The following is a 23,464-nucleotide window of genomic DNA, read 5'->3' as shown; positions in this document are numbered from 1 at the left end:
CCAGCCGCACGGCCCCGTCCCGTTACGATCGTCGGCAACCCGGGCACACACCGGGTCGCTAGGCCTGCCGTGCGCGGGCCGCGCACCGACCAGTGCCGACACGATGGCCAGCACCAGGGCCGACACCAGGGAAGGAGGCGACACGGTGGGTGGGATCCAGAAGTTCGAGCAGCGGCTCGAGAGCATGATCTCCGGCGCGTTCGCCCGCGCCTTCCGCTCCGCGGTGCAGCCGGTGGAGATCGCGGCCGCCCTGCAGCGCGAGTGCGACAACAACGCGCAGATCCTCTCCCGCGAGCGCCGCCTCGTGCCCAACGCCTTCCACGTCGAGCTGTCGATCACCGACCTCGACCGCCTCGCGCCCTACGACACCGCGCTGGCCGACGACCTCACCGGCCAGCTCCAGGAGCACGCCGACGCTCAGGGCTACTCCTTCCCCGGCCCGATCAGCATCGAGTTCGAGGAGTCCGGCGACCTCACCACCGGTCGCTTCCGCATCCGCAGCCGCGCGCAGGCGCGCGTGACGGGCAACGCCACCCACACCCAGGTCAGCCGGGCCCGCGCGATCCTCGAGGTCAACGGCACCCGCCAGCCGCTGCACCCGCCCGGCGTGGTCGTGGGTCGCGGCAACGACGCCGACCTGCGCATCAACGACCCCGGCGTGAGCCGGCGCCACATCGAGTTCCGCGTCGCGGCCCGCACGATCGGCACCCGCGAGGGCGTCCACATCGAGGTCCACGACCTGGGCTCGACCAACGGCATGCTCGTCAACGGCCAGAAGATGAGCCGCTCGATCGCCGACGACGGCACCGAGGTGCGCATCGGCAACACCACGCTGACGGTCCGCATCGTCGAGGAGCGCATCGATGTCTGAGCTCACCCTGCTGCTGGTCCGCATCGCCTACCTGGCGATCCTGTGGATCTTCGTGCTCTCGGCCATCTCGGTCATCCGCTCCGACATGTTCGGCGCGCGCGTGCCCGAGGCCGCCCGCGGCCGGGGGCAGAAGGCGCCCAAGGAGAAGAAGGCCAAGGCGGCCAAGCCCCGGCGCGGCTCCCCCACCCACGTGCTGGTCGTGGAGGGCTCCAGCGCCGGCGAGCGCGCCGAGCTCGACCAGGCCCCCATCCTCATCGGCCGCGGCAACGACGCGGCGATCCGCCTCGAGGACGACTACGTCTCCACCCGCCACGCCCGGATCGCCGCCGCCGGCGACCAGTGGTTCGTGGAGGACCTCGGCTCCACCAACGGCACCTACATCGGCACGGTCCGCATCACGCAGCCGACCACGATCACCCTCGGCACCCAGGTGAGGATCGGCAAGACCATCCTGGAGCTGCGCAAGTGAGCTCCCCGACGCTGGTCCTCGACTACTCCGCCATCTCCGACGTCGGGCGGGTGCGCAAGGACAACCAGGACTCCGGGTACGCCGGCCCCTGGCTGCTCAGCGTCTGCGACGGCGTCGGCGGCGCGGCGCGCGGCGACATCGCCAGCGGCACCGCCGTGCAGCAGCTGCGCCGCCTCGACGAGCAGCCCCCCGGCGAGCTGGCCCCCGACGACCTGGTCGGCCAGGTCGCGGGCGCCCTGCACCGCGCGCACGACCGCATCGGCGAGCTGGTCGACGAGGACCCCGCCCTCAACGGCACCAGCACCACCGCCACCGTGCTGCTCTTCGACGGCCACCGCGTCGCCGTCGGCCACGTCGGCGACAGCCGGGCCTACCTCTACCGCGACGGCCGCATCAGCCAGCTCACCAGCGACCACACCTTCGTGCAGAGCCTCATCGACGAGGGCCGCATCACCGAGGCCGAGGCGCGGGTCCACCCCCACCGCAACCTCATCCTCAAGGCCCTCGACGGCATCCACGAGGCCGAGCCCGACCTCTTCCTCGTCGAGCTCGAGGCCGGCGACCGGCTCTTCCTGTGCAGCGACGGCGCCTGCGGCGTGCTCGACGACGCCCGGCTGGCCGACATCCTCTCCTCCGGCACCCCCGACTACGCCGCCGTGGAGTTGGTGCGCGCCAGCCTCGAGGCGGGCAGCTCCGACAACGTCACCTGCATCGTCGCCGACGTGCTCGACGAGACGGGCGCGGCCCAGCGCGCCGACGAGCTCGCCGCCCTCGAGCCGCTGCTGGTCGGTGCGGCCGCCGAGCTGCGCCGCCGGGTGCCGCGCGGCACCCGCAGCCCCAGCCTCTTCCGCGGCCACCGCTCCGGCGACACCGGTGAGCTCGAGCCCGTGCTCGCCGAGATCCCCGAGGGCCTGCCCCCCGACGCCCACGCGATCCCGTCGGACCCCATCGACCCCGAGGCCGCCCGCTACGCCCTGCGCCCGCCGGCCCGCTTCGCCTGGCTGCGCTGGGTGATGGTGGCCGCCGTGGTCGGCGGCTTGGTGTGGATCGCCGCGGCCGCGGCCTGGTCCTGGAGCCAGCAGCAGTACTTCGTCAGCGAGGAGGAGGGCGTCGTCTACATCTACCGCGGCGTCAACACCGAGCTGCCCGGTGCCTCGCTCTACGAGCCCTACGAGCGCACCAACGTCGACCTCGACCGGCTCACCGAGCTGCAGGCCGACAACGTCCGCCAGGGCATGAGCGCCGGCAGCCTCGACGGCGCCCGCCAGATCATCGAGAACCTGGTGGCCGCGATGGAGGACGAGACCGCCGACTCCAGCACCGACTCGGGCACCGACTCGGGCAACGGCGAGGCCGGCGTCGAGCCGGGCGCCGACGCCTCGTCGAGCCCGGCCACCGCGGGAGCCCGCTGATGGCCGCCCGCACCGCGCTGCCCGCGCAGGGCGCCAACCCGATCATCGGCTTCGTCCACCGGCGCCGCCGCGGCGCCGAGCTCTTCCTGCTGGTGCTCGCCCTCGCGGTCGGCATCGGCGCCTACGCCGCGGTCGGCATCGGCGTGCAGGGTCGGGTGCCGGCCGACATCGTCGGCTACGGCGGCTGGCTGACCGCGCTGGTGGTGGCCGCCCACGTGGTCGTGCGCATCGTCGCGCCGTACGCCGACCCGGTGCTGCTGCCGGTCGTGGCCGCGCTCAACGGCCTCGGCCTGGCCTTCATCCACCGCGTCGACCTGGTCGACGGCACCGACCTGGCCCGCAACCAGCTGATCTGGATGACCCTCGGCGCGGTGCTCTTCATGGTCACCCTCGTCGTGCTGCGCGACCACCGGGTGCTGACCCGCTTCACCTACACCGCCGGGCTCAGCGCGATCGTGCTGCTCCTGCTGCCGATGATGCCGGTGCTCGGCACCGAGATCCGCGGCGCGCGGATCTGGATCTCGCTGGGCCCCTTCAGCTTCCAGCCCGGCGAGGTGGCCAAGGTCCTGCTGGTCATCGCCTTCGCGGGCTACCTCGTGCTCCACCGCGACGCGCTCGCGCTCGCAGGGCGCCGCGTGCTCTTCGTCGACCTGCCCCGCGGGCGCGACCTGGGCCCGATCCTCGGCATGTGGCTGGTCAGCCTGGGCATCCTCATCTTCCAGAAGGACCTGGGCTCGAGCCTGCTCTTCTTCGGCCTCTTCCTGGTGATGCTCTACGTCTCCACCGAGCGGCCCGGCTGGCTCGTGGTCGGCGGCGCCCTCTTCCTCGGCGGCGCCCTCACCGCCTGGCGGCTCTTCGGCCACGTGCAGACCCGCGTGTCGGTGTGGCTGGACCCCTTCGCCTACTACGGCGAGGGCACCAACGACACCGGCTTCCAGAACGTCGAGGGCCTCTTCGGCATGGCCTGGGGCGGCCTGCTGGGCCGCGGCTTCGGCGGCGGCGACCCGACCCGCATCCCGATCGTGGAGTCCGACTTCATCATCGCCGGCCTCGGCGAGGAGCTCGGCCTGACCGGCGTCATCGCCATCCTGCTGCTCTACGGCCTCATCGTGGAGCGCGCACTGCGCGCCGCGATCATCTCCCGCGACGGCTTCGGCAAGCTGCTGGCCACGGGCCTGGGCAGCGTCTTCGCGCTGCAGGTCTTCGTCGTCATCGGCGGCGTCACCGGCCTGATCCCGCTCACCGGTCTCACCACGCCGTTCCTGTCGCAGGGCGGGTCCTCGCTGGTCGCCAACTGGGTGGTCATCGCCCTGCTGCTGCGCATCTCCGACCTCGCCCGGAGCCCGGTGCCCGACCTCACCGCCGACGCCGAGGACGACGCCGACGAGTCGACCCAGGTGATCAAGCTCTGACCACCCCGACCCGCCGACCGAGGTCCACCCCCGTCAGCGCCCCCGCCAGCACCCGCCCAGGAGAGGAGCACCACCGGTGAACAAGCCCATCCGCACGGTCTCGGTCGGCATCATGCTGCTGTTCCTCGCCCTGATGCTCAACGTGACCTACCTGCAGTACTGGCGCGCCGACAGCCTCGACAGCGACCCCGAGAACCGCCGCGCGGTCGACGCGACCTTCTCCCAGGAGCGGGGCGCGGTGCTCGTGGGTCGGCAGGCCGTCGCCGAGAGCGTGCCCTCCGACGACCGCTACGAGTTCCAGCGCACCTACGCCAAGCCGCTGCTCTACGCCCACGCCACGGGTTGGTTCAACTACTACAACGCCCAGTCCAGCGACTGCACGACCTGCCAGCAGTGGATCGAGCAGACCCAGAACGACATCCTCTCCGGCGACGACGACCGCCTCTTCGTCACCCGGCTGGTCGACCTGCTCAGCAACCAGGGCCAGAAGGGCGGCAACGTCCAGCTCACCCTCGACCCCGAGGCCCAGCAGGCCGCCTTCGACGGTCTGCGCCAGACCATCGGCCCCGACGGCCAGGGCTCGGTCGTCGCGCTCGACCCGCGCACCGGCAAGGTCCTCGCGATGGTCTCGCTGCCGTCCTTCGACCCCAACCGGCTGGCCTCCCACGACCTCAGCGAGGTCAACGCCGCCTACGAGCAGCTCGACGCCGACGAGGACGACCCGCTCAACAACCGCGCCATCCAGACCACGCTCCCGCCGGGGTCGACCTTCAAGATCGTCACGGCCGCCGCGGCGATCGAGAGCGGCGAGTACACCGCCGCCGACCAGGTGCCCGGCGGTGCGACGTACCAGCTGCCGCTGACCTCGGGCGAGACCGGGCTGATCGACAACGAGGGCCGCTCCTGCGGCACGAGCCTCATCCCCTTCGCCCAGGCGATGGAGCAGTCGTGCAACACCACCTTCGCGCGCCTGGCCGTCGAGGTCGGCGCCGACGCGATGCGCGACCAGGCCGAGGCGTTCGGCTTCAACGAGGAGTACTTCGACGACCTCCAGCCGCAGGCCGAGTCGGTGTTCCCCACCGACATGAACGAGCCGGAGACCGGCCAGAGCGGCATCGGCCAGTTCGAGGTGCGGGCCACCCCGCTGCAGATGGCCATGGTCGCGGCCGGCATCGCCAACGACGGGAAGGTCATGCGGCCCTACCTCGTCGACGAGGTGCAGTCGCCGGAGTTCGAGCGGATCGAGGCCACCGAGCCCGAGCTGCTCTCCGAGGCGGTCAGCGAGTCGACGGCCAACCAGGTCACCGAGCTCATGGTCTCCACCGTCGACAACGGCACGGCCTCGCCGGCCGCGATCGACGGCATCAGCGTGGCCGGCAAGACCGGCACGGCCCAGAGCGGCATCGACGACGTGCCGCCCTACGCCTGGTTCACGTCCTTCGCCCCGGCCGACGACCCCCAGGTCGCCGTGGCCATCGTCATCCAGAAGGCCCCCGGCATCGACCGCGGCGAGATCGCCGGCGGCCTGCTCGGCGGGCCCATCGCCAAGGCCGTCATGGAGGCCGTGATCCGATGACCACCTCGATGCCCGAGATCGGCGGCTCCGCCGACGACGCCGGCCGCTACCACCTCGACGCCCGCATCGCCACCGGCGGCATGGGCGCGGTCTGGCGGGCCACCGACACGACGCTGGGCCGCACGGTGGCGGTCAAGCTGCTCAAGAGCGAGTACGCCGACGACCCGTCGTTCCGGTCGCGCTTCGAGACCGAGGCCCGCCACGCGGCCTCGCTGCACCACCCCCACATCGCCGCGGTCTACGACTTCGGCGAGGCGCAGAGCGCCGACGGGTCCGGCGTGCCGCGGCCCTACCTCGTGATGGAGCTCGTCGAGGGCCAGCCGCTCTCGGCGCTGCTGCGCCCGGGCCAGCCGATGGACCCCGACGTCGCCCGCGACCTGGTGGCCCAGGCCGCCGACGGCCTGGCCGCGGCCCACGCCGCGGGCATCGTGCACCGCGACGTGAAGCCGGCCAACCTGCTGGTCACCGCCGACCGGCAGGTCAAGATCACCGACTTCGGCATCGCCCGCGCGGCCCAGTCGGTCGGGCTGACCCAGACCGGCCAGGTCATGGGCACGCCGCAGTACCTCTCCCCCGAGCAGGCCCGCGGCACCACCGCGACCGGCGTCTCCGACGTCTACAGCCTCGGCGTCGTAGCCTTCGAGTGCCTGGCCGGGCGTCGCCCCTTCCAGGGCGACACCCCGGTCACCACCGCCCTGGCCCACCTCAACCAGCCCGTGCCCGACCTGCCGGCCGCGGTGCCCGCCGACCTCGCCCGCGTCGTGCGCCGGGCCCTGGCCAAGGAGCCCGCCGAGCGGTACGCCGACGCCGCGGCCTTCGCCGCCGCGCTGCGCGACCCCTCCTCGCTGGGACCCGACGCGCCCTCGGCCGCCTCGACCCAGGTGCTCGCCCCCGGGGCGGTGCCCGCCGACCGCACCCAGGTGATGACCGGCGTCGGCGCCCCCGTGACGCCCGACCCCACCCCGACGCCCGCGTCCACCCCGCCGCCGGCCGAGGACGAGCGCCGCAGGGGCACCGCCGGCTGGGTGTGGGCCCTGGTGCTGCTCGCGCTGCTCGCCGTCGGCGCCCTGGTGCTGTGGCTGGCCCTCTCCGGCGGCGGTGACGACACCGAGGAGACCCCGCAGCAGCGGCCGAGCCCGACGCGCACGCAGCAGAGCCCCAGCGAGTCGCCGAGCTCCAGCCCGACCGAGGAGGCCCCGGCCACCGTCGAGGTCGACCCCGACCAGTACGTCGGGCGTGACTACCGCGACGTGCAGGAGGCGCTGGAGGCCCTCGGCCTCAACGTCACCCTCAACGAGGTCGACAACCCGGGCGAGGAGGAGCAGGGCATCGTCGACTCGGTCAACCCCACCGGCACCCTCACCGAGGGCGACACCGTCACGGTGAGCTTCTGGGGCGCCGCCCCCGAGCCCGAGCCCACCCCGACCCCGACGCCGACCCCCACCCCGACGCCCACTCCCACACCGACCCCGACGCCGACCCCGACGCCGACCGCGGCGTCGCCGGCCGAGGGACGGGCCCCGGCCGACCCCGCCGCACCTCCCGCCCCCGACGCGACCCCCGGGGCCACCGACCCGGCCGCCACCACGACCAGCCCCTCCACCGCCACCGGGTCCGGCGGGACCACCACCTCCGGCCGCTCCGCCGACACAGCCGACACCGCCGACACCGCCCGCACCGAAGGGACCACGCCATGACGGGCTCGCAGCCGATCCTCATCGGCGGGCGCTACCAGATCGGTGAGCTGCTCGGTCGCGGCGGCATGGCCGAGGTCCGCAAGGGCACCGACACCCGGCTGGGACGGGTGGTGGCCGTCAAGCGCCTGCGCACCGACCTGGCCAGCGACGCCACCTTCCAGGCCCGCTTCCGCCGCGAGGCGCAGTCGTCGGCCTCGCTCAACCACCCCTCGATCGTGGCCGTCTACGACACCGGCGAGGAGCCGGCCGCCGACGGCTCGGGGGTGCAGCAGCCCTACATCGTCATGGAGTTCGTGGCCGGCCGGACGCTGCGCGACATCCTGCGCGAGGGCCGCAAGATCCTGCCCGAGCGGGCCCTGGAGATCACCAGCGGCGTGCTCTCGGCCCTCGACTACAGCCACCGCGCGGGCATCATCCACCGCGACATCAAGCCCGGCAACGTCATGCTGACCCCGTCGGGCGACGTCAAGGTCATGGACTTCGGCATCGCCCGCGCCATCAGCGACGCCTCCTCCACGATGACCCAGACCGCCGCCGTCGTGGGCACCGCGCAGTACCTCTCCCCCGAGCAGGCCCGCGGCGAGACCGTCGACTCCCGCTCCGACGTCTACTCCGCCGGCTGCCTGCTCTACGAGCTCCTCGCCGGCCGCCCGCCCTTCGTCGGCGACAGCCCGGTCGCCGTGGCCTACCAGCACGTGCGCGAGCAGGCCCAGCCGCCCTCGGACCACGACACCTCGCTGCCGCCGGAGATCGACGCCATCGTGATGAAGGCGCTGGCCAAGCGGGTCGAGGACCGCTACCAGTCCGCGGCCGCGATGCGCAGCGACATCGAGCGCTACCTCGCCGGCCGCCCGGTGCAGGCCACGCCCCCGCCGCCGCTCCTGCCCGTCTCGCAGACCCCGCCGCCGCGCCCCATGCCCGTCGCCGCCCCGGCTCCGACCCCCGACGCCACGCCTGCGGAGGAGTCCTCCTCCTCGCGCGGCGGTCTGGTCGTGGCCCTCGTGCTGCTGCTCATCGGGCTGATCGTGGCCGGCGTCCTGCTGTGGCCGCGGCTCTTCCCCACCGCGCCCGAGCAGACCCAGGTGCCCGACGTCGTGCGCACCAACATCGACCGCGCCCGCGCCGCCATCGGGGAGGCCGGGCTGACCCTCGGCGACATCAACTACGTCGCCAACGAGAACGTCGCCGCCGACCGCGTCATCTCCCAGGACCCCTCCGGCGACAGCTTCGTCGACCCCGGCAGCACCATCGACCTCACCGTCTCCACCGGCACCCCCGAGGTGCCGGTGCCGAGCGTGGTCGGCCTCCAGCAGCGCGCCGCCGTCGCGGCGCTGGAGGACGTCGACCTCGTGGCGCGGGTCGCCGAGACCCAGTCCGACCTGCCCGCGGGCCAGGTCGTCTCCACGGCCCCGGAGGCCGGCCAGGAGGTCGAGTCGGGCTCCACGGTGACCCTCACCGTCTCCGACGGCCCCGAGACCGTGCCCTCGGTCGAGGGTCTCACCGAGGCCGAGGCGCGGCGCCAGATCATCGCGGCCGGCTTCAACCCCGTGGTGCGCGAGGAGGACGGCGAGACCGACGCCGAGACCGGCACCGTGGTCGACCAGGTGCCCGAGGCCGGCGAGGAGCTGGCCCAGGGCAATGACGTCTACATCTTCGTCACCACCTTCGAGCAGCCCAGCGAGGAGCCCTCGGAGTCGCCGTCGGAGTCGCCGAGCGGGACCCCGTCGGGATCGCCCTCGCCGTCGCCCAGCGACGGGGTCCTCCCCGACCTGCGCGGTGACGACCGCGCCGTGCTCCCGACCACGCCCTCCCGGCGTACGACGGGGCGCCGCGGCCCCGGCGGGGGTCGCCTCAGCCCTCGAGCGGTTCGGCGTAGCTGAGGTCGAGCAGCCCGTCGAAGGCGGGCGCGACGACGTCGGACTCGGCGGCGAAGTCCCAGCCGATCTGCACGTCGGGCAGCTCGCTCTGCGCGCGGTAGCGCGCGAGGTAGTCGTCGCCCTCGATGGAGGCGGCCAGCGCGGAGGGGTCGCCGACGGCCTCGATGACGTAGGGCTGGGGGTAGGGCACGTTCTGCAGCAGCACGGAGTTGCCCTCGCACTTGATGCCGGTGGTCGACACGACCCGCTGGCCCGCGACGGTCACCGCCGTCGCCCCGCCGCGCCACATGGCGTTGACGACGGCCTGGATGTCCTGCTGGTGCACGACGAGCAGCTCGAGCGGCTGCTCGGTGACCTGGGCGACCTCGAGGGGGGCGTCGGCCAGCGTGACCGAGACACCGGCGCCCTCGCGCGGCTCGAGACCCGCGGGGTCGCGCAGGGTCTCGATGCGCTCCTGCACCCGCCGGGTGTCGGCGTCGCCGACCTGGGCGCCGAGCGTGGCGACCTCGCCGGTGAGGTCCTGCACCCGCTGGCGCAGCTCGTCGTACCGGTCGGCCTCCGCGCCGACCAGCGACGACAGGTCGGTGTAGCGGCCCGGTCGCAGGTCGGTGCCCTCGCTGGACTGGGCGCTGATGACGAAGAGCGACCCGCTGAGCAGCACCACCAGGGGGGTGCCGACCCGCCAGGCCAGCGGACGCGCGGCGCCCGGCCGGCGGCGCGCGCGCAGCGACGCCGCGATGCGGTGCCACCCGGCCGCGGCCCCCGAGCCGTCCTGCGGCTCCCGCTGCCCCGACGGCCCCGACGGGTCCGGCGGCTGCGGCGGCGCGGCGTGGGAAGTCGGGGTCATGCCGACTAAGGTAACCCGCGACAAGCGACGGGACCCCGTCCCCGCCCACCCCGAACCCCGAGGCGTCCACGCCCTCGACGAGGAGCACCACCGTGAAGTTGAAGGACAAGGACCCCTTCGCCGAACCCCGCCAGGGCCCGGCGGTCGGCCCCCGCTTCGTCGTCGCGCTCCTGCTCGTCGCGGCCGGCATCGCCTGGATCGCCTACTACTACCTCGGGGTCCGCGCCGACCCGTCCGTGCTGGACGCCGAGGCCTCGGGCCCGGCCTTCATGGGCGACATCGAGCGGTGGAACTACGTCATCGGCTTCGGCCTGGTCCTCCTCGGACTCGTGGTCTCGGCCCACCCCTCGACCCCGCTGGGTCGTGGGCGCGGCGTCGTCGTCGGCATGCTGGGCTGCTTCGTGGTCGGCCTGATCTGGATCTGCACGTTCTACGTCTTCAGCAACGACCTCACCGACGTGCCGGTCTTCAACGACCTCAACCAGTCCAACCTCATCGTCGGCATCGCCTTCATGGCCGTCGGCTTCGTCTTCGCCACCCGCTGGGAGTGAGTCCCCCGGGGCCCTCGCCGGCCCCCGGACCCGTCCCCGCCGCAGCACCCGCACCGCCCGTCGTCCCCCCGGACGGCGGGCGGTTCTGCACATCTGGGGACAAACCTGTGGAGAACTACACGCGTGTAGTTCTCCACATGTGATTCCACAGCTGTGGACAACTCGCCCCCGCGCCGGTGGTTTCGAGACGCTCGTCGCTAGCGCTCCTCGCTCCTCAACCACCACGGTGGTTGAGGAGCGAGCGCCAGCGAGCGTCTCGAAACCACCCGCACCCCGGTGGTTGAGGAGCGAGCGCCAGCGAGCGTCTCGAAACCACCCGCACCACGGGTGGCCGGAGAGGGCCAGGCTCGGCTCAGACGGTGAGCAGCCGCAGCACGACGGCGGCGGCGAGCACGGCGACGACGCCGGCGAGCCCGGCGGCCTGGACGACGGAGCGTCGGGGTCCGCGGGGCGAGTAGACGAGCACGGCGGCGACGGCGGCGCCGCCGAGGAAGCCGCCGAGGTGGCCCTGCCAGGAGATGTAGGGCACCGTGAAGGTGATCAGCGCGTTGAGGCCGACCCACAGCAGGATCTGCTGGACGTTGCCGCCGACCTTGTAGGCGATGACGAGCGTGGCGCCGAGCAGCCCGAAGATCGCGCCGGAGGCGCCGAGGGTGAGCGTGTTCTCGTCGGCCGCCCAGAGCACCAGCGTGGAGCCGCCCAGCAGCGAGACGACGTAGAGCGCGAGGAAGCGGGTGCGGCCCAGCGCCACCTCGAGCTGCGGGCCGAGGGCGTAGAGCGCCAGCATGTTGAGCCCGATGTGGAGGATCGAGGCGTGCAGGAAGCCGTTGCTGAGCAGCTGCCACAGCGCCCCGTCGGCCACGCCGGGGGCGAAGTAGGCGCTGCTGGGCCCGGCGCCCTCGCACACCGCCTGCGTGACCCCGGGGAAGTAGCGGCCGTCGGGCAGCTCGCAGCGCCCGAGGGTGTGCTGGCCGAGGTAGGCGACCAGCTTGCCGGCGGTGCCCCCCGAGGCGAGGGCCATCAGGAAGACGACCACGTTGACGCCGATGAGCACCATCGACGTCGTCGACGCCTTGGTCGGGCGCAGCCCGCCGTACGCCGTGCGCCCGCTCCTGGTGCTCTTCGCCCCCTCCGCCACGCACGACGGGCACTGGAACCCGACCGCGGCATCACGCATGCAGTCGGGGCAGATGGGCCGGCCGCACCGCTGGCACCGGATGTAGGTCTCCCGGTCGGGGTGCCGGTAGCAGGTGGGCACCCCGGTCTGGGAGGTCGGGTCAGCGGTCACGGCTCGGCCTGGTCGTGTGGTCGGAGCGGGGGCGAGGGGTCAGGAGCGGGCGTCGGGGAGGGCTCAGCCCTCGCGGATCTCCACCGACTCGAAGACGACGGGCTCCACGGGACGGTCGCCCGGGCCGGTCTTCGTGGCGGCGATCTTGTCGACGACGTCGCGGGAGGCCTGGTCGGCCACCTCGCCGAAGATCGTGTGCTTGAAGTTCAGCCACGGGGTCGCGCCCACGGTGACGAAGAACTGCGAGCCGTTGGTGCCCGGGCCGGCGTTGGCCATCGCGAGCAGGTAGGGCTTGTCGAAGGTGAGCTCGGGGTGCGGCTCGTCCTTGAACGTGTAGCCCGGACCGCCGGTGCCGGTGCCGAGGGGGCACCCGCCCTGGATCATGAAGCCGGCGATGACGCGGTGGAAGCCGAGACCGTCGTAGAACGGACCGGTCTTGCCGTTGCCGGCGTCGTACTTCTTCTCGCCGGTCGCGAGACCGGTGAAGTTGGCCACCGTCTCCGGGGCGTGGTCGGGGAAGAGGTCGAGGACGATGTCGCCCTGGTTGGTCTTGAGGACCGCCTGCGGCTGCGCCATGACTGCCTTTCGCGCTGATTGGGTACTTCGGGGTGTGCGCTACGTGCCCACCCGTGCGGGACGATCCTCGCACGAGCCGCAAGAGCAGGCCCGTCCCGGCCGGGCTCGCCCCGCCGGTGCGGGCGTGGTCTGATGGCTGAGCACCCGACGAGAGGAAGTGGCGCGATGCGTCTGCGCAAGAAGAAGACCCTGATCGAGCAGGCGGGTGACTACGTCGAGTCCGTGCGGCCCCAGATCGAGGCCGCCGTCTCCACCGCCCGCGACGAGGCCGTGCACCTGCTCGGCGAGGCCCGCGACAAGGCCGCCCCCTACGTCTCCGACGCGCGCGACAAGGCGGCCCCCTACGTCGCCGACGCCCGCGACAAGGCCGCCGAGCGCGCCGCCGACGCCCGCAGCAAGGCCGCCGACCTGAGCGCGGAGGCCCGCAGCAAGGCCGCCGAGCGCGCCGCCGAGGCCCGCAGCAAGGCCGCCGAGCTGGGCGCGGAGGCCCGGAGCAAGGCCGCCGACACCGCCTCCTCGGTCTCCAGCGACGCCAAGACCAAGGCCGCGGCGCTCGGCGCCACCGGCACGGCGCTGGCCAGCAGCAAGGCCTCCGACCTCCAGGACCTCGCGCAGGCCAAGATCGCCCAGGTCAAGGGCGAGCCGGCCCCCTCCAAGGGCGGCAAGCTGAAGAAGCTGCTCCTGGTCGTCGTGCTCGCCGCCGTCGGCGGCGTCGTGGCCAAGAAGCTCCAGGGCGGCAAGCAGGCCGACAACTGGCAGTCGTCCTACGTGCCGAGCCCCGCTCCCGCGGCCCCGGCGACCCCGGCCTCCCCCGCCGCGCCGCTGGCCGGTGTCAGCGAGGACGACGCCGACGACGCCGCCGGCTCCTCGCCCGACGAGGCCATCGCCGACCGCGCCGAGGCCGCCCACCCGATCACCACCCCCGACGAGCCGGCCGAGGTCGTCGACCTCGACGGCGACAAGAAGTAGCACCCGGGGCCGCCACCGCGGCCCGCACGACCCCCGCGAGACCACGGCACCGCCACGAGGGCGCCGGACCACCACGGTCCGGCGCCCTCGTCGTGTCCGCGGGCACCCCGGGTGGACGGCGGGGTCGGCGGGGTCGGCGCAGGGTCAGCGCCGCCCGGCGGGCAGGTCCTCGGGGCGGTGCTCCTCGACCCAGGCGTCGATGCGCTCCCACCAGTCGTAGAGCCAGGCGATCTGCTCGTCGCGGTCGGTGGGGATCTCGGCGCGCGGCACCTGCCACCACCGCATGGTGATCCGCTTGTCCATCGGCAGCTCGCGCCACAGGTCGCGCACGCCGAGCACGTGGTCGAGGCCGGTGTGGGCCACCATCACCACGTCGGCCTCGGGCGCGGCCTCGAGCGCGGCGAGCAGCCCACCCGGCTTGGGGGCGAGCACGTGGAGCATCGCCTCCGCGCGCCCGGCCATGGCGTGCAGGCCGAGGCGGTGCAGCCGGGCGATGGCGCGCTCGCGCCGCTCGGGGGAGAAGTTGCCGCCCTCGGGGAAGATCACGAAGGCGTCGTCGCGGTCGAGGCCGGTGGCCAGCGAGGCGATCTGCGACTCCAGGTCCTCCCCGTCGCCGGGTCTGGGGGAGATGAAGCGCGCCGGCAGCCGGGTGAGCAGGCAGCCGATGACGGGGTCCCACGCGAGGGTGTCCTTGAGCACCACCCGCGGCTCCCTGTCGTACCAGTCCATGAGGGCGTGAACGAGGGTGAAGGAGTCACCCGGCCCGGCGTGGCGGCAGCACACGAGCAGCGGGTGGCCGGGGTGGGCGTCGGGCGCCGGGCCGACCGTGGTGATCGACAGGTGCAGCACCCGGCGCGCCTCGGAGAACAGCACCCACATCACGCCCTGCACGAGGTCGTAGTGGATCCCCTCGAAGTACGGCGTGCGCAGGCGCCGCCCGAAGCCCGACGAGAGCCACAGCCCCAGCAGCACCGCGAGCAGCACCGTCTCCATGGTCAGGTAGACCACCGCCAGCCAGGCCAGGCGCAGCGCGCGCCAGCGCCCGGGCACCCACGGCGAGACCGCCGCGGCGCCGAGCAGCCACAGCGGCAGGGCCAGCCAGAGCACCGCCGTGAGGCCCACCACCAGCGGGGCCACCAGGCCCAGGCGCAGCAGGCGGGTCGCCCCGGCGGGCAGGCGGCGACGACCGGGCGTGCTCACGGCAGGTGCTCGCGCAGGTAGTCGCGGGAGGCCTCATAGGTCAGCTGCACCCGGGTCTCCACGTCGCGGAAGTCGCTGCCGGCCCGCAGCCCGTCGTCGCGGCTGCTGGTGCCGCGGGCCGGGAGCACGTGGGCCTCCACGCCGGCGGGCAGCTCGGCCAGCTCGCGGGTGAAGCGGTGGCGCCGGGCCACCTCGAAGGACACCCGGGCCACCTCCCAGGGCCGCCGCGGCGGGCGCAGCGGGCGGTCGAAGCGACCGACCTGCAGCACGAAGACCCGCGTCGCGCCCAGCTGGTGGGCGCGCGCCAGCGGCACGGAGTTGACGATGCCGCCGTCGAGGAAGTGCTCCCCGCCCACGCGCGCGGGCGGGAGCAGGCCCGGCACCGCGGCGCTGGCCATCACCGCGTCGACCACCGGCCCGGAGTCGAACCAGTGCTCCGCCGCGCGCTCGATGCTGGCCGCGCACACCTGCAGCGGCACGGCGAGCTCGGCGAAGGTGACCTCGCCCAGCTCCGCACGCAGCCGACGCTCCAGCGGACCGGCCGACCACAGGTGGGTGCCGCTGGCCACCGCCCGCCGCACGCTGCGCAGCGGGCGGTCGCCGAACACCGCCTCCTCGCGGGCACGCCGTACGCCGCTCGCCGCGCCGGCCGCGGCCTGCCACAGCCCGGTGAGGTGCTCGACGACGTCGAGGGTGGGCTCGCGGGCCACCAGGGCGCCGTTGAGGGCGCCGACGCTGGTGCCGAGCACGAGGTCGGGGCGCACGCCGTGCTCGAGCAGGGCCCGGAGCATGCCGACCTCGACGGCGCCCAGGGCGCCGCCCCCGCCGAGGACGAAGGCGGTGGTGATGCTCAGGCCACCGGGTCGGGCACGGTGAGCGCGCGGGTCGCGCGGGTGGCGCGGCGCTCGGCCCAGAAGCTCAGCAGCGGCACGGTGCCGCACAGCAGCGTGACCACGGTGAAGCCGGGCTCCCAGCGCGCCTTGCGGGCCAGCAGGAAGGCGGTGACGAGGAAGATCATGTAGAGCCAGCCGTGGGCGACGCCGAGGTACTCGGTGATGTCCTCACCCACCTGCTGCACGCCCGAGCCCGGGGTGACCAGCTCGGGGGTGCCGGGGATGAAGCCCCACATCGAGCTGCCGTCGAAGTTGGCCAGGGGCACGCCGACCAGGATGAGCACGACGAGCAGCACGCCGACGACGCTGGCCATGATCCGGTAGCGCAGCAGCGTGCCGCGCACCTCCGACTCGGTCAGCGTGGTCGTGCGGCGGGACGAGGCGGGTGCGGTGCTCACGGCTTCGACGGTACCGGGTCGGCCACCGGCCGCGTGCCCGCTCCCGGGGCGGAGGCGTCGTCGGTGTCGGCCACCTCACCACCCCCGGCGCGGGCGGGCTCGCCGGGGCCCGGGGCGGGGTCTCCCCCGGGCTCGTCTCCGGGTCCGTTGCCGGGGCCGCCTCCAGAGCCGCCTCCACGGCCGTCGCCCTGTCCGTCCTCGTCCAGGAGCTCGGCGTCGTCCTCCGGCTCCGCGGTCACCTCGCGCACGTAGCGCCACCACACGAAGGCCGCGAAGGCCGCGAAGATCCACCACTCCAGGGCGTAGAGGAAGTTGCGCAGCCCGGTGAACCGGTCGGCGGCCGGCAGCTGCTCCAGGGTCGCGGCGGAGAGGCCCTCGGTGCCGTCGTTGACCGCGGTGTCGCCGGTGGGCCAGTCGCCGGGGGCCACGTCGGTGGCGACGACGCCGTAGGCGCCGTAGAGGTCCTGGTCGACGCGCTGGATCAGGTCGGCGGTGCGCACCTGCGGGATGATGTCGTCGCTGCGGTCGGTGTCGGCCTCGCCCGTGCCCTCCGCGGGCTGCAGCCAGGCGACCATCTCGGCCGCGCCCTCGGGCGGCGCGGGCGCTTCGGCCGGGTCGGCGGTCCAGCCCCGCACGATCGGCAGGGCGGGGGCGTCGCTCGCGCCCGGCTCGTCGGCGGCGTCGACCGGCCCGATCGCCAGCGGCGTCACGACCCAGTAGCCGTCCTGCCCGTCGAGCTCGCGACCCGAGACGTAGACGGTGCCGTCGGGCACCCAGACCCCGCTCACCACGACCGGCTGCCCGACCTTGTCACCGGGGAACCGGTCGTCGGCCCCGATCACGTCGGCCAGCGGCTCGGGGTCGAGCCGGGTCAGGTCGGAGGCCTCGGCCGCGCGCTGGGCCTGCCACGAGTCGAGCTGCCACATGCCCAGCCCCGACGCCGCCACGATCGCAGCGACCCCCAGGGCGTGCACGCCCCACAGGCGCGGGGCGAGCGGCGACGACACGCCCCCAGTCTACGAAGCCCCCCACGCCGCACCGCCCCGACGAAGGCAGGCACCCCGCTTCCCCGTGACCCACGACTCAGCCGCGCTGGTCGAGGAGGGAAACCCACACCCGCACGGTGGTTGAGGAGGGAGCGCCAGCGACCGTCTCGAAACCACCCCACCCTCACGGTGTTGGGGATGGAGCGCGACCCACCGGCGCTCCCATGGATCGTCGCGTCGTGACCCGTCGGTGCCCGAGTAGTCGGTGGAGGTCTCGAGCACCCGGCCCCGGACGGCCGGTCACCGCGAGCGCCGCCGACCGGCCACGCGGGGCTGCCTCGCGTCCCCGGCCGGGTCGCCCGAGAAGTGGCGGCATACGACCGGTCGACGGCCGCCGCAGCTGTCGTCTCCCGCCACTTGCCCCACAGCCGGTCACCGCAAGTGCCACCAGCACCAGCCCGGCCACGCGCGGCTGGATCTCGTCTCCGGGCCGGCGCGCCTGAGAAGTGGCGGCACACGACCGGTCGACGGCCACCGCAGGTGTCGTCTCCCGCCACTTGCCGACGCCGGCCATCGGGCCGGGCGGCGGGTTGACCCGCGTGCGGACACGGATCGGCCGAGATCCCGATCAGGTCGGCACCTCCGACCAGCCCGGGTCGGAAGCCATCAGCGGACAGGTCGGTCGAAGGCGCGAAGCCGGTCTCAGAGCGGGTCACGCCCGCAGCCACCAGACCACAGCCATCGCCGACGGGGCGGCAACGCGATCATCGCAGCCTCGCAACCACCGTCCTCCGACAGACCAGCCTGGAGCGCGGTCAGTCGCAGTAGGCCACCGGCACGTCCCTCGAGGCGACCAGGTCCGCCGCCGCTGGCGGGTCGCTGAGCCGGAAGCCGATGCGCCCCGTGGAGGGGTCGGCCACCCCGTCGGTGAAGCTGCGCGCGAAGCTCGTCGAGGCCTCGGCCACCTCCAGCCGGTCGAAGAGGTCGGCCCGGTCGGGGCCCAGCGTGGCCGTGGCCAGCCCGCCCTGGAAGGACATGGCCCACACCTGGAGGTCGTCCAGCCCCGACACGTCCGCCCCGTCTGGGTCGAGGCAGCCCCGGGCGAGGTAGGTCGAGATCGCCGGCGCCCCCACCAGCGCGACGACCGCCGGGTCGTCGGCGTACGAGCCGCCGGAGGCGTCGAGCCCCTGCACGATGACGCTGTCCTCGGCCACCACGCTCGCCCCGGCCAGCGGGCCCAAGCCCGCCTCCACCGCGCGGGTCAGCGCCTCGGGGTCGACGACCCGGTCGATGCCGAGCACGAAGCCGGTCTCGGTGCCGTCCTCGGCGAAGACGTGGGCCTCCCAGGTGACGTCGGCCTGCCCGAAGCCGAATCGCTGCACGAGCTGCTCGTCCACCGGCAGCAGGGTGCCGTCGGTGAGCGCCGCGGTCTCGGCCGTCGTACGCCGCTCGAAGGCCGCCCGGTCGGCCGCGGGGTCCTGCGAGGTCGGGTCCTCGACGCCCAGCTGCACCGCCACGCGGGCGAAGTCGGTGACCTCGAGGCGTGCCGCGTCGGCCGGCACATAGGGCAGCGCCAGCACCGCGGGCTCCGGCACGCCGCCGGCGACCACCGTCTCCACCGCGGCGGGCGGCGGCTGGTCAGCGTCGGGCGGCGGGATCTCCTCGGCGCACCCGCCGAGCAGCAGGGTGGCCGCGCAGACGGCGAGAGTCAGGCGGGGAAGCACGCGCGGCAGTCTGCCACCCGGCCACCGTGAGCGGGTCGAGTCCGCCGAAGTCCGCCCGTCCATCGCAAGCAGCGGCCCGACGCCATCCCGGCCGACGACAAGGGTGTTTCCCGTGGAACATCGAGACCCTCAGCCGATGACGTCATCGACGTCATCGGGTCTAGTAGGCGAAGACGTGGACGCTCAGGACGTCGATCTCACGCCGCTCATCACCGAAGAACGCCCCCAGCCGACGGGAGACCGTGAGGAATGGACGCTCTCTGGGTGAGCCGTCCTCGCGCCAGTTGTTGTGAGGAACGATCAAGAAGAGGTGGTGTGCGTCGGCCGCCACCTGGGCCTTCCACAGGTCCTTGAGATCGTGGTTGTTGGTCATGGTGCCACCGCGCTCGACCTCGGCGATGATTCCCCGCTGCGCCGCGAGCGTGAAGAAGAAGTCCGGCCGGGCCTGCGTGACGAGACCCGTCTGGGGAGTCAGCACCACCTCCTCGCCGAATCCCAACTCCTCGCGCAGGAGGACGGCGAAGTGGTCCTGGATCGCCTTGCTCTTGGCATTGTGGACGTGCAACGTCGCGATCTCGTCAGCTGTCGATGCGATGTGGGCCAGCAACCGGGCGGCGAGGGCGTCAACGGCCTGCATCTCCAGGGCTTGGTCCGGCGAGAGGGACGCCTTGACGTGCCGCGCGCATAGCCCTCCATCGGGCGAAGCTTCGCAGCTCGCCCTCGAGGAAGCTAGTCGTCCAGCGCGAGCACGACTCGACGGACTCCAGCGGGCCGGCGCATCGAGCCGCGAGGGGTCATGACGGCGACCGAGTGGTGGAGCCTAGGGGACTCGAACCCCTAACCCCCTGCTTGCAAAGCAGGTGCGCTACCAATTGCGCCAAGGCCCCGTACGGCGTGAGCCGCGGGTGTGGCCGCGGGGGCCACCGGGTGGATCAGTCGGTGGGAGGCCGAGGCCTCAGGAGCGGGCGACCGGGTCGGTGGCCTCGGCCCACAGGGCCTGCTCCGAGCGGCTCTCGTCGAGCTTGCGCTTGGTGAGGACGGCTCCGGCGGCGGCGAGGGCCAGCAGGACGATCTTCTTCACGGTGTGCCTCCGCAGTGGTGGGGCGATCGGTGACTCCGGCTGTGCCTCGTGGAGCGGGAGGCGGTGGTCGTGCTGGTGGGCCTAACAGGACTTGAACCTGTGACCTCTTCCTTATCAGGGAAGCGCTCTAACCGTCTGAGCTATAGGCCCTCTTCCCGACCTGGATCGGGGCGGACGCCGGGCGACCGAGGCGTGACGTTACCCCACCGCGCCGGGCCGGGACAAAACGGGCCGCGGCCGGTGGTCCGGCCGCGGCGCCGCGAGGTGTCAGTTGTCCTCGGAGAGGGTGACCTCGATGCCGCCGAGCAGCGCGGCGGCCATGTTGTAGAGGAACGCGCCGAGGGTGGCGACGGCGGTGATCAGCACGACGTCGATGGCGGCCACCAGCATCGTGAAGCCCAGGACGCGGGAGGTGCCGACGTAGTTCTCGACGTCGAAGTCGCCGGCCTCCTGGCCGCCGATCATGTTGCGCACGGTCTCGTTGATGGAGTCCCACACGCCGGCGGCGCCGAGCACCGACCAGACCATGAGCACCGAGACGACGGTGACGACGGCGAAGGCGATGGCCAGCAGGAACGACGTCTTCATCACCGACCAGGGGTCGATGCGGGTCAGCCGCAAGCGCGCCCGCCGCGGGCCCCGGGAGGGAGCGCCGCCGGCCGCCGGGGTGACGGTGGTGCCCGTCGCCTTGGCCTTCTTCTCCTGCGTCATCGAGGAGAAGGCCGACTGCACCCGGTCGGTCAGCGCCGGCCGCGTGGCGGTGGCGTCGGGGTCGTCGGCGGCCCTCGCGCCGGAGGCGCTGCCCCCGGGCTGGGGATCGGTGCGGGTGGCGCCCCGCTCGGCGGGTCGGTCGGTCATCAGTCCTCGCCCTCCCCGTCATCGGTCACGGAGGTGGTCTCGTCGGCGGCGCCGTCGACAGCGGCGTCGGCGACATCATCAGCGGTGGCGCTCACGCCCTGCGACGCGTCACCGCCTTCGATTGTTGCATCCGCGTCTGCATCGGCCGACTCCTCGACCTGCTCCTCCACCTTGGCCTCGACCGAGCGGGCCACCACGGCGACCGCGTCACCGGCCTTCGGGCCGACGAACTTCACGCCCATCGTGGAGCGGCCCGTGGGGCGGAACTCCTCGTTGACAGGGCTGCGCACGACCTGGCCGCTCTGCGTGATGGCCATGATCTCGTCGCCGTCCTCGACGATGAACGCACCGACCAGGCCGCCGCGGTCCTCGTTGGCCAGCGACATCGCCTTGATGCCGATGCCGCCGCGCGACTGAAGGCGGTACTCCGAGATCCGGGTGCGCTTGGCGAAGCCCCCGTCGGTGATGGTGAAGACGTACTGCGGCTTGACCTCCTCCACCTGCTCCGGGGAGGCCTCCACGTCGGGGGCGTCGTGGTCGGTCTCGGTGTCGAGGCCCGCGGCCATCTCCGCGGCCACCTGCGCCGCACGGATGACCGACATCGACAGCAGCGAGTCGCCATCGCGGAACTTCATGCCCGAGACGCCCGAGGTCGCGCGGCCCATCGGGCGCAGCTGGGTGTCGTCGGCGCGGAAGCGGATCGACTGGCCCTTGCGCGAGACCAGCAGGATGTCGTCCTCGGAGCCCACCAGCTCGGCGCCGATCAGCTCGTCGTCGTCCTCGCGGAAGTTGATCGCGATGACGCCGGCCTGGCGCGGGCTGTTGTAGTCGCCGAGGCGGGTCTTCTTCACCAGCCCGCTGCGGGTCGCCAGGACGAGGTAGTCGGCCTGGTCGTAGTCGCGGATCGCGAGCACCTGGGCGATCGACTCGTCGGGCTGGAACGACAGCAGGCCGGCCACGTGGCCGCCCTTGGCGTCGCGGGAGGCCTCGGGCAGGTTGTAGGCCTTGGTGCGGTAGACCCGGCCGGCGGTGGTGAAGAAGAGCAGCCAGTGGTGGTTGGAGGTGGCGATGAAGTGCTCGACGACGTCGTCGCCGCGCAGCGTCGCGCCGCGCACGCCCTTGCCGCCACGCTTCTGGGTGCGGTACTGCGCCCGCTGGGTGCGCTTGGCGTAACCGCCGCGGGTGATGGAGACGACGAGCTCCTCGTCGGGGATCAGGTCCTCCATCGACAGGTCGCCGTCGGCCGCGATGATCTGGGTGCGCCGGTCGTCGCCGTACTTCTCCACGATCTCGCCCAGCTCGTCGGAGACGATCTGACGCTGGCGGGTGACGTTGGCCAGGATGTCCTGGAGGTCGGCGATGGTCAGCTCGATCTCGGCCAGCTCGTCGATGATCTTCTGCCGCTCCAGCGCGGCCAGGCGGCGCAGCTGGAGGTCGAGGATCGCCATGGCCTGCACGTCGTCGATCTCGAGCAGCTCCATCAGCCCGTCGCGCGCGTCGGCGACCTCGGGCGAGCGGCGGATCAGGGCGATGACCTCGTCGAGCTGGTCGAGGGCCTTGGCCAGGCCGCGCAGGATGTGGGCGCGCCGCTCGGCCTCGCGCAGCAGGTACTCGGTGCGCCTGCGGATGACCTCGACCTGGTGCTCGACCCAGTTGCTGATGAACTGGTCGATGCTCAGGGTGCGCGGCACGCCGTCGACCAGCGCCAGCATGTTGGCGCTGAAGTTGGTCTGCAGCTCGGTGTGCTTGAGCAGGTTGTTGAGCACGACGCGGGCCACCGCGTCGCGCTTGAGCACGACCACGAGGCGCTGACCGGTGCGGTCGGAGGTGTCGTCGCGGACGTCGGAGATGCCCTGGACCTTGCCGGAGTCGGCGAGCTCGGCGATCTTCAGCGCGAGGTTGTCGGGGTTGACCATGTAGGGCAGCTCGGTGACCACCAGGCAGGTGCGGCCCTTGGCGTCCTCGTCGACCTCGATCACCGCGCGCTGGGTGATCGAGCCGCGACCGGTGCGGTAGGCCTGCTCGATGCCCTGACGGCCGGTGATGAGCGCGCCGTTGGGGAAGTCGGGGCCCTTGATCCGCTCGATGAGGGCGTCCTGGAGCTCCTCGCGGGTGGCGTCGGGGTGCTCGAGGGCCCAGCGGGCGCCGGCGGCGACCTCGCGCAGGTTGTGCGGCGGGATGTTGGTGGCCATGCCGACGGCGATGCCGGCCGAGCCGTTGACCAGCAGGTTGGGGATGCGCGAGGGCAGGACGACGGGCTCCTGCGAGCGACCGTCGTAGTTGGGCTGGAAGTCGACGGTCTCCTTCTCGATGTCGCGGACCATCTCCATGGCCAGCGGCGCCATCCGGCACTCGGTGTACCGCATGGCCGCGGCGGAGTCGTTGCCCGGCGAGCCGAAGTTGCCCTGACCGTTGATGAGCGGGGCGCGCATCACCCACGGCTGCGCGAGGCGCACCAGGGTGTCGTAGATCGCGGTGTCGCCGTGGGGGTGGTACTGACCCATGACGTCGCCGACCACGCGCGAGCACTTCGAGAAGCCGCGGTCGGGGCGGTAGCCGCCGTCGAACATCGCGTAGAGCACGCGGCGGTGCACCGGCTTGAGGCCGTCGCGCACGTCGGGCAGCGCGCGCCCGACGATGACTGCCATGGCGTAGTCGATGTAGGCGCGCTGCATCGAGGTCTGCAGCTCGACGGGCTCGATGCGCCCCCCGGGTCCTCCGTCGGAGGGAGGGGTGCCGTCGGTCGGGGTCTGGGTCACGTGTCTCGGTCTCTCTGGTC

At 73.1% G+C, this 23,464-nt stretch carries 21 protein-coding genes and 2 tRNA genes; 9 read left to right on the top strand and 14 right to left on the bottom strand.

Annotated elements, in window-relative coordinates:
• Positions 1–103: 103 nt before the first annotated feature.
• The 7 genes from ASF47_RS16960 (at position 104) to pknB (ending at position 9,317) form a co-directional block, all read left to right on the top strand.
• Positions 104–871, top strand: a complete 768-nt coding sequence (locus ASF47_RS16960; RefSeq protein WP_227488770.1) for an FhaA domain-containing protein — start codon at positions 104–106, stop codon at positions 869–871.
• On the top strand, positions 864–1,340 hold the full coding sequence (locus ASF47_RS16955; RefSeq protein ID WP_056865128.1) for an FHA domain-containing protein FhaB/FipA: 477 nt from the start codon (positions 864–866) through the stop codon (positions 1,338–1,340). Before ASF47_RS16960 ends, ASF47_RS16955 begins: the two co-directional genes overlap by 8 nt.
• A complete protein-coding gene (locus ASF47_RS16950; protein WP_082500442.1) occupies positions 1,337–2,752 on the top strand; it encodes a PP2C family protein-serine/threonine phosphatase in 1,416 nt (471 codons plus the stop codon). The genes ASF47_RS16955 and ASF47_RS16950 overlap by 4 nt, the downstream gene beginning before the upstream one ends.
• The gene (locus ASF47_RS16945; RefSeq protein ID WP_056865127.1) at positions 2,752–4,164 is read left to right on the top strand and encodes an FtsW/RodA/SpoVE family cell cycle protein; all 1,413 of its coding nucleotides are present in this window, start codon (positions 2,752–2,754) and stop codon (positions 4,162–4,164) included. The genes ASF47_RS16950 and ASF47_RS16945 overlap by 1 nt, the downstream gene beginning before the upstream one ends.
• 76 nt (positions 4,165–4,240) lie before the next feature.
• Positions 4,241–5,740: a peptidoglycan D,D-transpeptidase FtsI family protein gene (locus tag ASF47_RS16940; protein WP_056865126.1), complete on the top strand. Its 1,500-nt coding sequence runs from the start codon at positions 4,241–4,243 to the stop codon at positions 5,738–5,740.
• Entirely contained in the window at positions 5,737–7,437 is a 1,701-nt protein-coding gene (locus ASF47_RS16935) for a serine/threonine protein kinase (RefSeq protein WP_056865125.1), read from the top strand. The genes ASF47_RS16940 and ASF47_RS16935 overlap by 4 nt, the downstream gene beginning before the upstream one ends.
• Positions 7,434–9,317: a Stk1 family PASTA domain-containing Ser/Thr kinase gene (pknB, locus tag ASF47_RS16930; RefSeq protein ID WP_082500441.1), complete on the top strand. Its 1,884-nt coding sequence runs from the start codon at positions 7,434–7,436 to the stop codon at positions 9,315–9,317. The genes ASF47_RS16935 and pknB overlap by 4 nt, the downstream gene beginning before the upstream one ends.
• Here the strand turns inward: pknB and ASF47_RS16925 are convergent.
• Complete coding sequence (locus tag ASF47_RS16925; protein ID WP_056865124.1) at positions 9,289–10,161, bottom strand: DUF881 domain-containing protein; 873 nt, start codon at positions 10,159–10,161, stop codon at positions 9,289–9,291. The two genes, pknB and ASF47_RS16925, sit on opposite strands and share 29 nt — an antisense overlap.
• Before the next feature lie 92 nt (positions 10,162–10,253).
• Here ASF47_RS16925 and ASF47_RS16920 point away from each other — a divergent pair, with 92 nt between their 5' ends.
• Complete coding sequence (locus ASF47_RS16920) at positions 10,254–10,712, top strand: cell division protein CrgA (protein WP_056865123.1); 459 nt, start codon at positions 10,254–10,256, stop codon at positions 10,710–10,712.
• A gap of 352 nt (positions 10,713–11,064) precedes the next feature.
• Here ASF47_RS16920 and ASF47_RS16915 read toward each other — a convergent pair whose 3' ends face one another.
• Positions 11,065–11,889: a rhomboid family protein gene (locus ASF47_RS16915; protein WP_082500502.1), complete on the bottom strand. Its 825-nt coding sequence runs from the start codon at positions 11,887–11,889 to the stop codon at positions 11,065–11,067.
• A gap of 174 nt (positions 11,890–12,063) precedes the next feature.
• Positions 12,064–12,576 (bottom strand): peptidylprolyl isomerase, encoded by a 513-nt coding sequence (locus ASF47_RS16910; protein ID WP_056865121.1) that lies wholly within the window; start codon positions 12,574–12,576, stop codon positions 12,064–12,066.
• 165 nt (positions 12,577–12,741) lie between these two features.
• Here ASF47_RS16910 and ASF47_RS16905 point away from each other — a divergent pair, with 165 nt between their 5' ends.
• On the top strand, positions 12,742–13,545 hold the full coding sequence (locus ASF47_RS16905; RefSeq protein ID WP_056865120.1) for a hypothetical protein: 804 nt from the start codon (positions 12,742–12,744) through the stop codon (positions 13,543–13,545).
• Between the two features lie 144 nt (positions 13,546–13,689).
• On the opposite strand, the gene ASF47_RS16900 is transcribed toward ASF47_RS16905, so the two are convergent.
• From ASF47_RS16900 to gyrA, 11 genes are all read right to left on the bottom strand, one after another.
• Entirely contained in the window at positions 13,690–14,745 is a 1,056-nt protein-coding gene (locus ASF47_RS16900; RefSeq protein ID WP_235558787.1) for a 1-acyl-sn-glycerol-3-phosphate acyltransferase, read from the bottom strand.
• Positions 14,742–15,593 (bottom strand): patatin-like phospholipase family protein, encoded by an 852-nt coding sequence (locus ASF47_RS16895; protein WP_056865307.1) that lies wholly within the window; start codon positions 15,591–15,593, stop codon positions 14,742–14,744. The genes ASF47_RS16900 and ASF47_RS16895 overlap by 4 nt, the downstream gene beginning before the upstream one ends.
• Before the next feature lie 2 nt (positions 15,594–15,595).
• Complete coding sequence (locus ASF47_RS16890; protein WP_056865119.1) at positions 15,596–16,036, bottom strand: DUF3817 domain-containing protein; 441 nt, start codon at positions 16,034–16,036, stop codon at positions 15,596–15,598.
• Positions 16,033–17,043, bottom strand: a complete 1,011-nt coding sequence (locus ASF47_RS16885; protein WP_056865118.1) for an SURF1 family protein — start codon at positions 17,041–17,043, stop codon at positions 16,033–16,035. The genes ASF47_RS16890 and ASF47_RS16885 overlap by 4 nt, the downstream gene beginning before the upstream one ends.
• 794 nt (positions 17,044–17,837) lie before the next feature.
• Entirely contained in the window at positions 17,838–18,746 is a 909-nt protein-coding gene (locus ASF47_RS16880; RefSeq protein WP_056865117.1) for a hypothetical protein, read from the bottom strand.
• A gap of 160 nt (positions 18,747–18,906) precedes the next feature.
• Positions 18,907–19,383 (bottom strand): hypothetical protein, encoded by a 477-nt coding sequence (locus tag ASF47_RS16875; RefSeq protein WP_056865116.1) that lies wholly within the window; start codon positions 19,381–19,383, stop codon positions 18,907–18,909.
• A 174-nt stretch (positions 19,384–19,557) separates the two neighbouring features.
• Positions 19,558–19,633, bottom strand: a tRNA-Ala gene (locus ASF47_RS16870).
• A gap of 68 nt (positions 19,634–19,701) precedes the next feature.
• Positions 19,702–19,827, bottom strand: a complete 126-nt coding sequence (locus ASF47_RS21995) for a DLW-39 family protein (RefSeq protein WP_228941994.1) — start codon at positions 19,825–19,827, stop codon at positions 19,702–19,704.
• 73 nt (positions 19,828–19,900) lie between these two features.
• Positions 19,901–19,977 (bottom strand) — tRNA-Ile (locus ASF47_RS16865).
• A 117-nt stretch (positions 19,978–20,094) separates the two neighbouring features.
• Complete coding sequence (locus ASF47_RS16860; RefSeq protein WP_056865115.1) at positions 20,095–20,685, bottom strand: DUF3566 domain-containing protein; 591 nt, start codon at positions 20,683–20,685, stop codon at positions 20,095–20,097.
• A complete protein-coding gene (gene gyrA, locus ASF47_RS16855) occupies positions 20,685–23,360 on the bottom strand; it encodes a DNA gyrase subunit A (protein WP_235558807.1) in 2,676 nt (891 codons plus the stop codon). The genes ASF47_RS16860 and gyrA overlap by 1 nt, the downstream gene beginning before the upstream one ends.
• Positions 23,361–23,464: the final 104 nt, after the last annotated feature.

Source organism: Nocardioides sp. Leaf285 (genome assembly GCF_001422955.1).
Taxonomy (GTDB): domain Bacteria; phylum Actinomycetota; class Actinomycetes; order Propionibacteriales; family Nocardioidaceae; genus Nocardioides; species Nocardioides kribbensis.
The sequence above is the reverse complement of the archived record's forward strand: the minus strand, read 5'-3'. Positions and strand labels throughout refer to the sequence as shown.

Bases quoted from the DNA above. Each gene is read 5' to 3' on its own strand.
- ASF47_RS16925 (WP_056865124.1), bottom strand. From the start codon at position 10,161: ATGACCCCGACTTCCCACGCCGCGCCGCCGCAGCCGCCGGACCCGTCG.
- ASF47_RS16860 (WP_056865115.1), bottom strand. From the start codon at position 20,685: ATGACCGACCGACCCGCCGAGCGGGGCGCCACCCGCACCGATCCCCAG.
- ASF47_RS16955 (WP_056865128.1), top strand. From the start codon at position 864: ATGTCTGAGCTCACCCTGCTGCTGGTCCGCATCGCCTACCTGGCGATC.
- pknB (WP_082500441.1), top strand. From the start codon at position 7,434: ATGACGGGCTCGCAGCCGATCCTCATCGGCGGGCGCTACCAGATCGGT.
- gyrA (WP_235558807.1), bottom strand. From the start codon at position 23,360: ATGCAGCGCGCCTACATCGACTACGCCATGGCAGTCATCGTCGGGCGC.
- ASF47_RS16915 (WP_082500502.1), bottom strand. From the start codon at position 11,889: ATGCGTGATGCCGCGGTCGGGTTCCAGTGCCCGTCGTGCGTGGCGGAG.
- ASF47_RS16905 (WP_056865120.1), top strand. From the start codon at position 12,742: ATGCGTCTGCGCAAGAAGAAGACCCTGATCGAGCAGGCGGGTGACTAC.
- ASF47_RS16935 (WP_056865125.1), top strand. From the start codon at position 5,737: ATGACCACCTCGATGCCCGAGATCGGCGGCTCCGCCGACGACGCCGGC.
- ASF47_RS16875 (WP_056865116.1), bottom strand. From the start codon at position 19,383: ATGCAGGCCGTTGACGCCCTCGCCGCCCGGTTGCTGGCCCACATCGCA.
- ASF47_RS16945 (WP_056865127.1), top strand. From the start codon at position 2,752: ATGGCCGCCCGCACCGCGCTGCCCGCGCAGGGCGCCAACCCGATCATC.
- ASF47_RS16910 (WP_056865121.1), bottom strand. From the start codon at position 12,576: ATGGCGCAGCCGCAGGCGGTCCTCAAGACCAACCAGGGCGACATCGTC.
- ASF47_RS16960 (WP_227488770.1), top strand. From the start codon at position 104: ATGGCCAGCACCAGGGCCGACACCAGGGAAGGAGGCGACACGGTGGGT.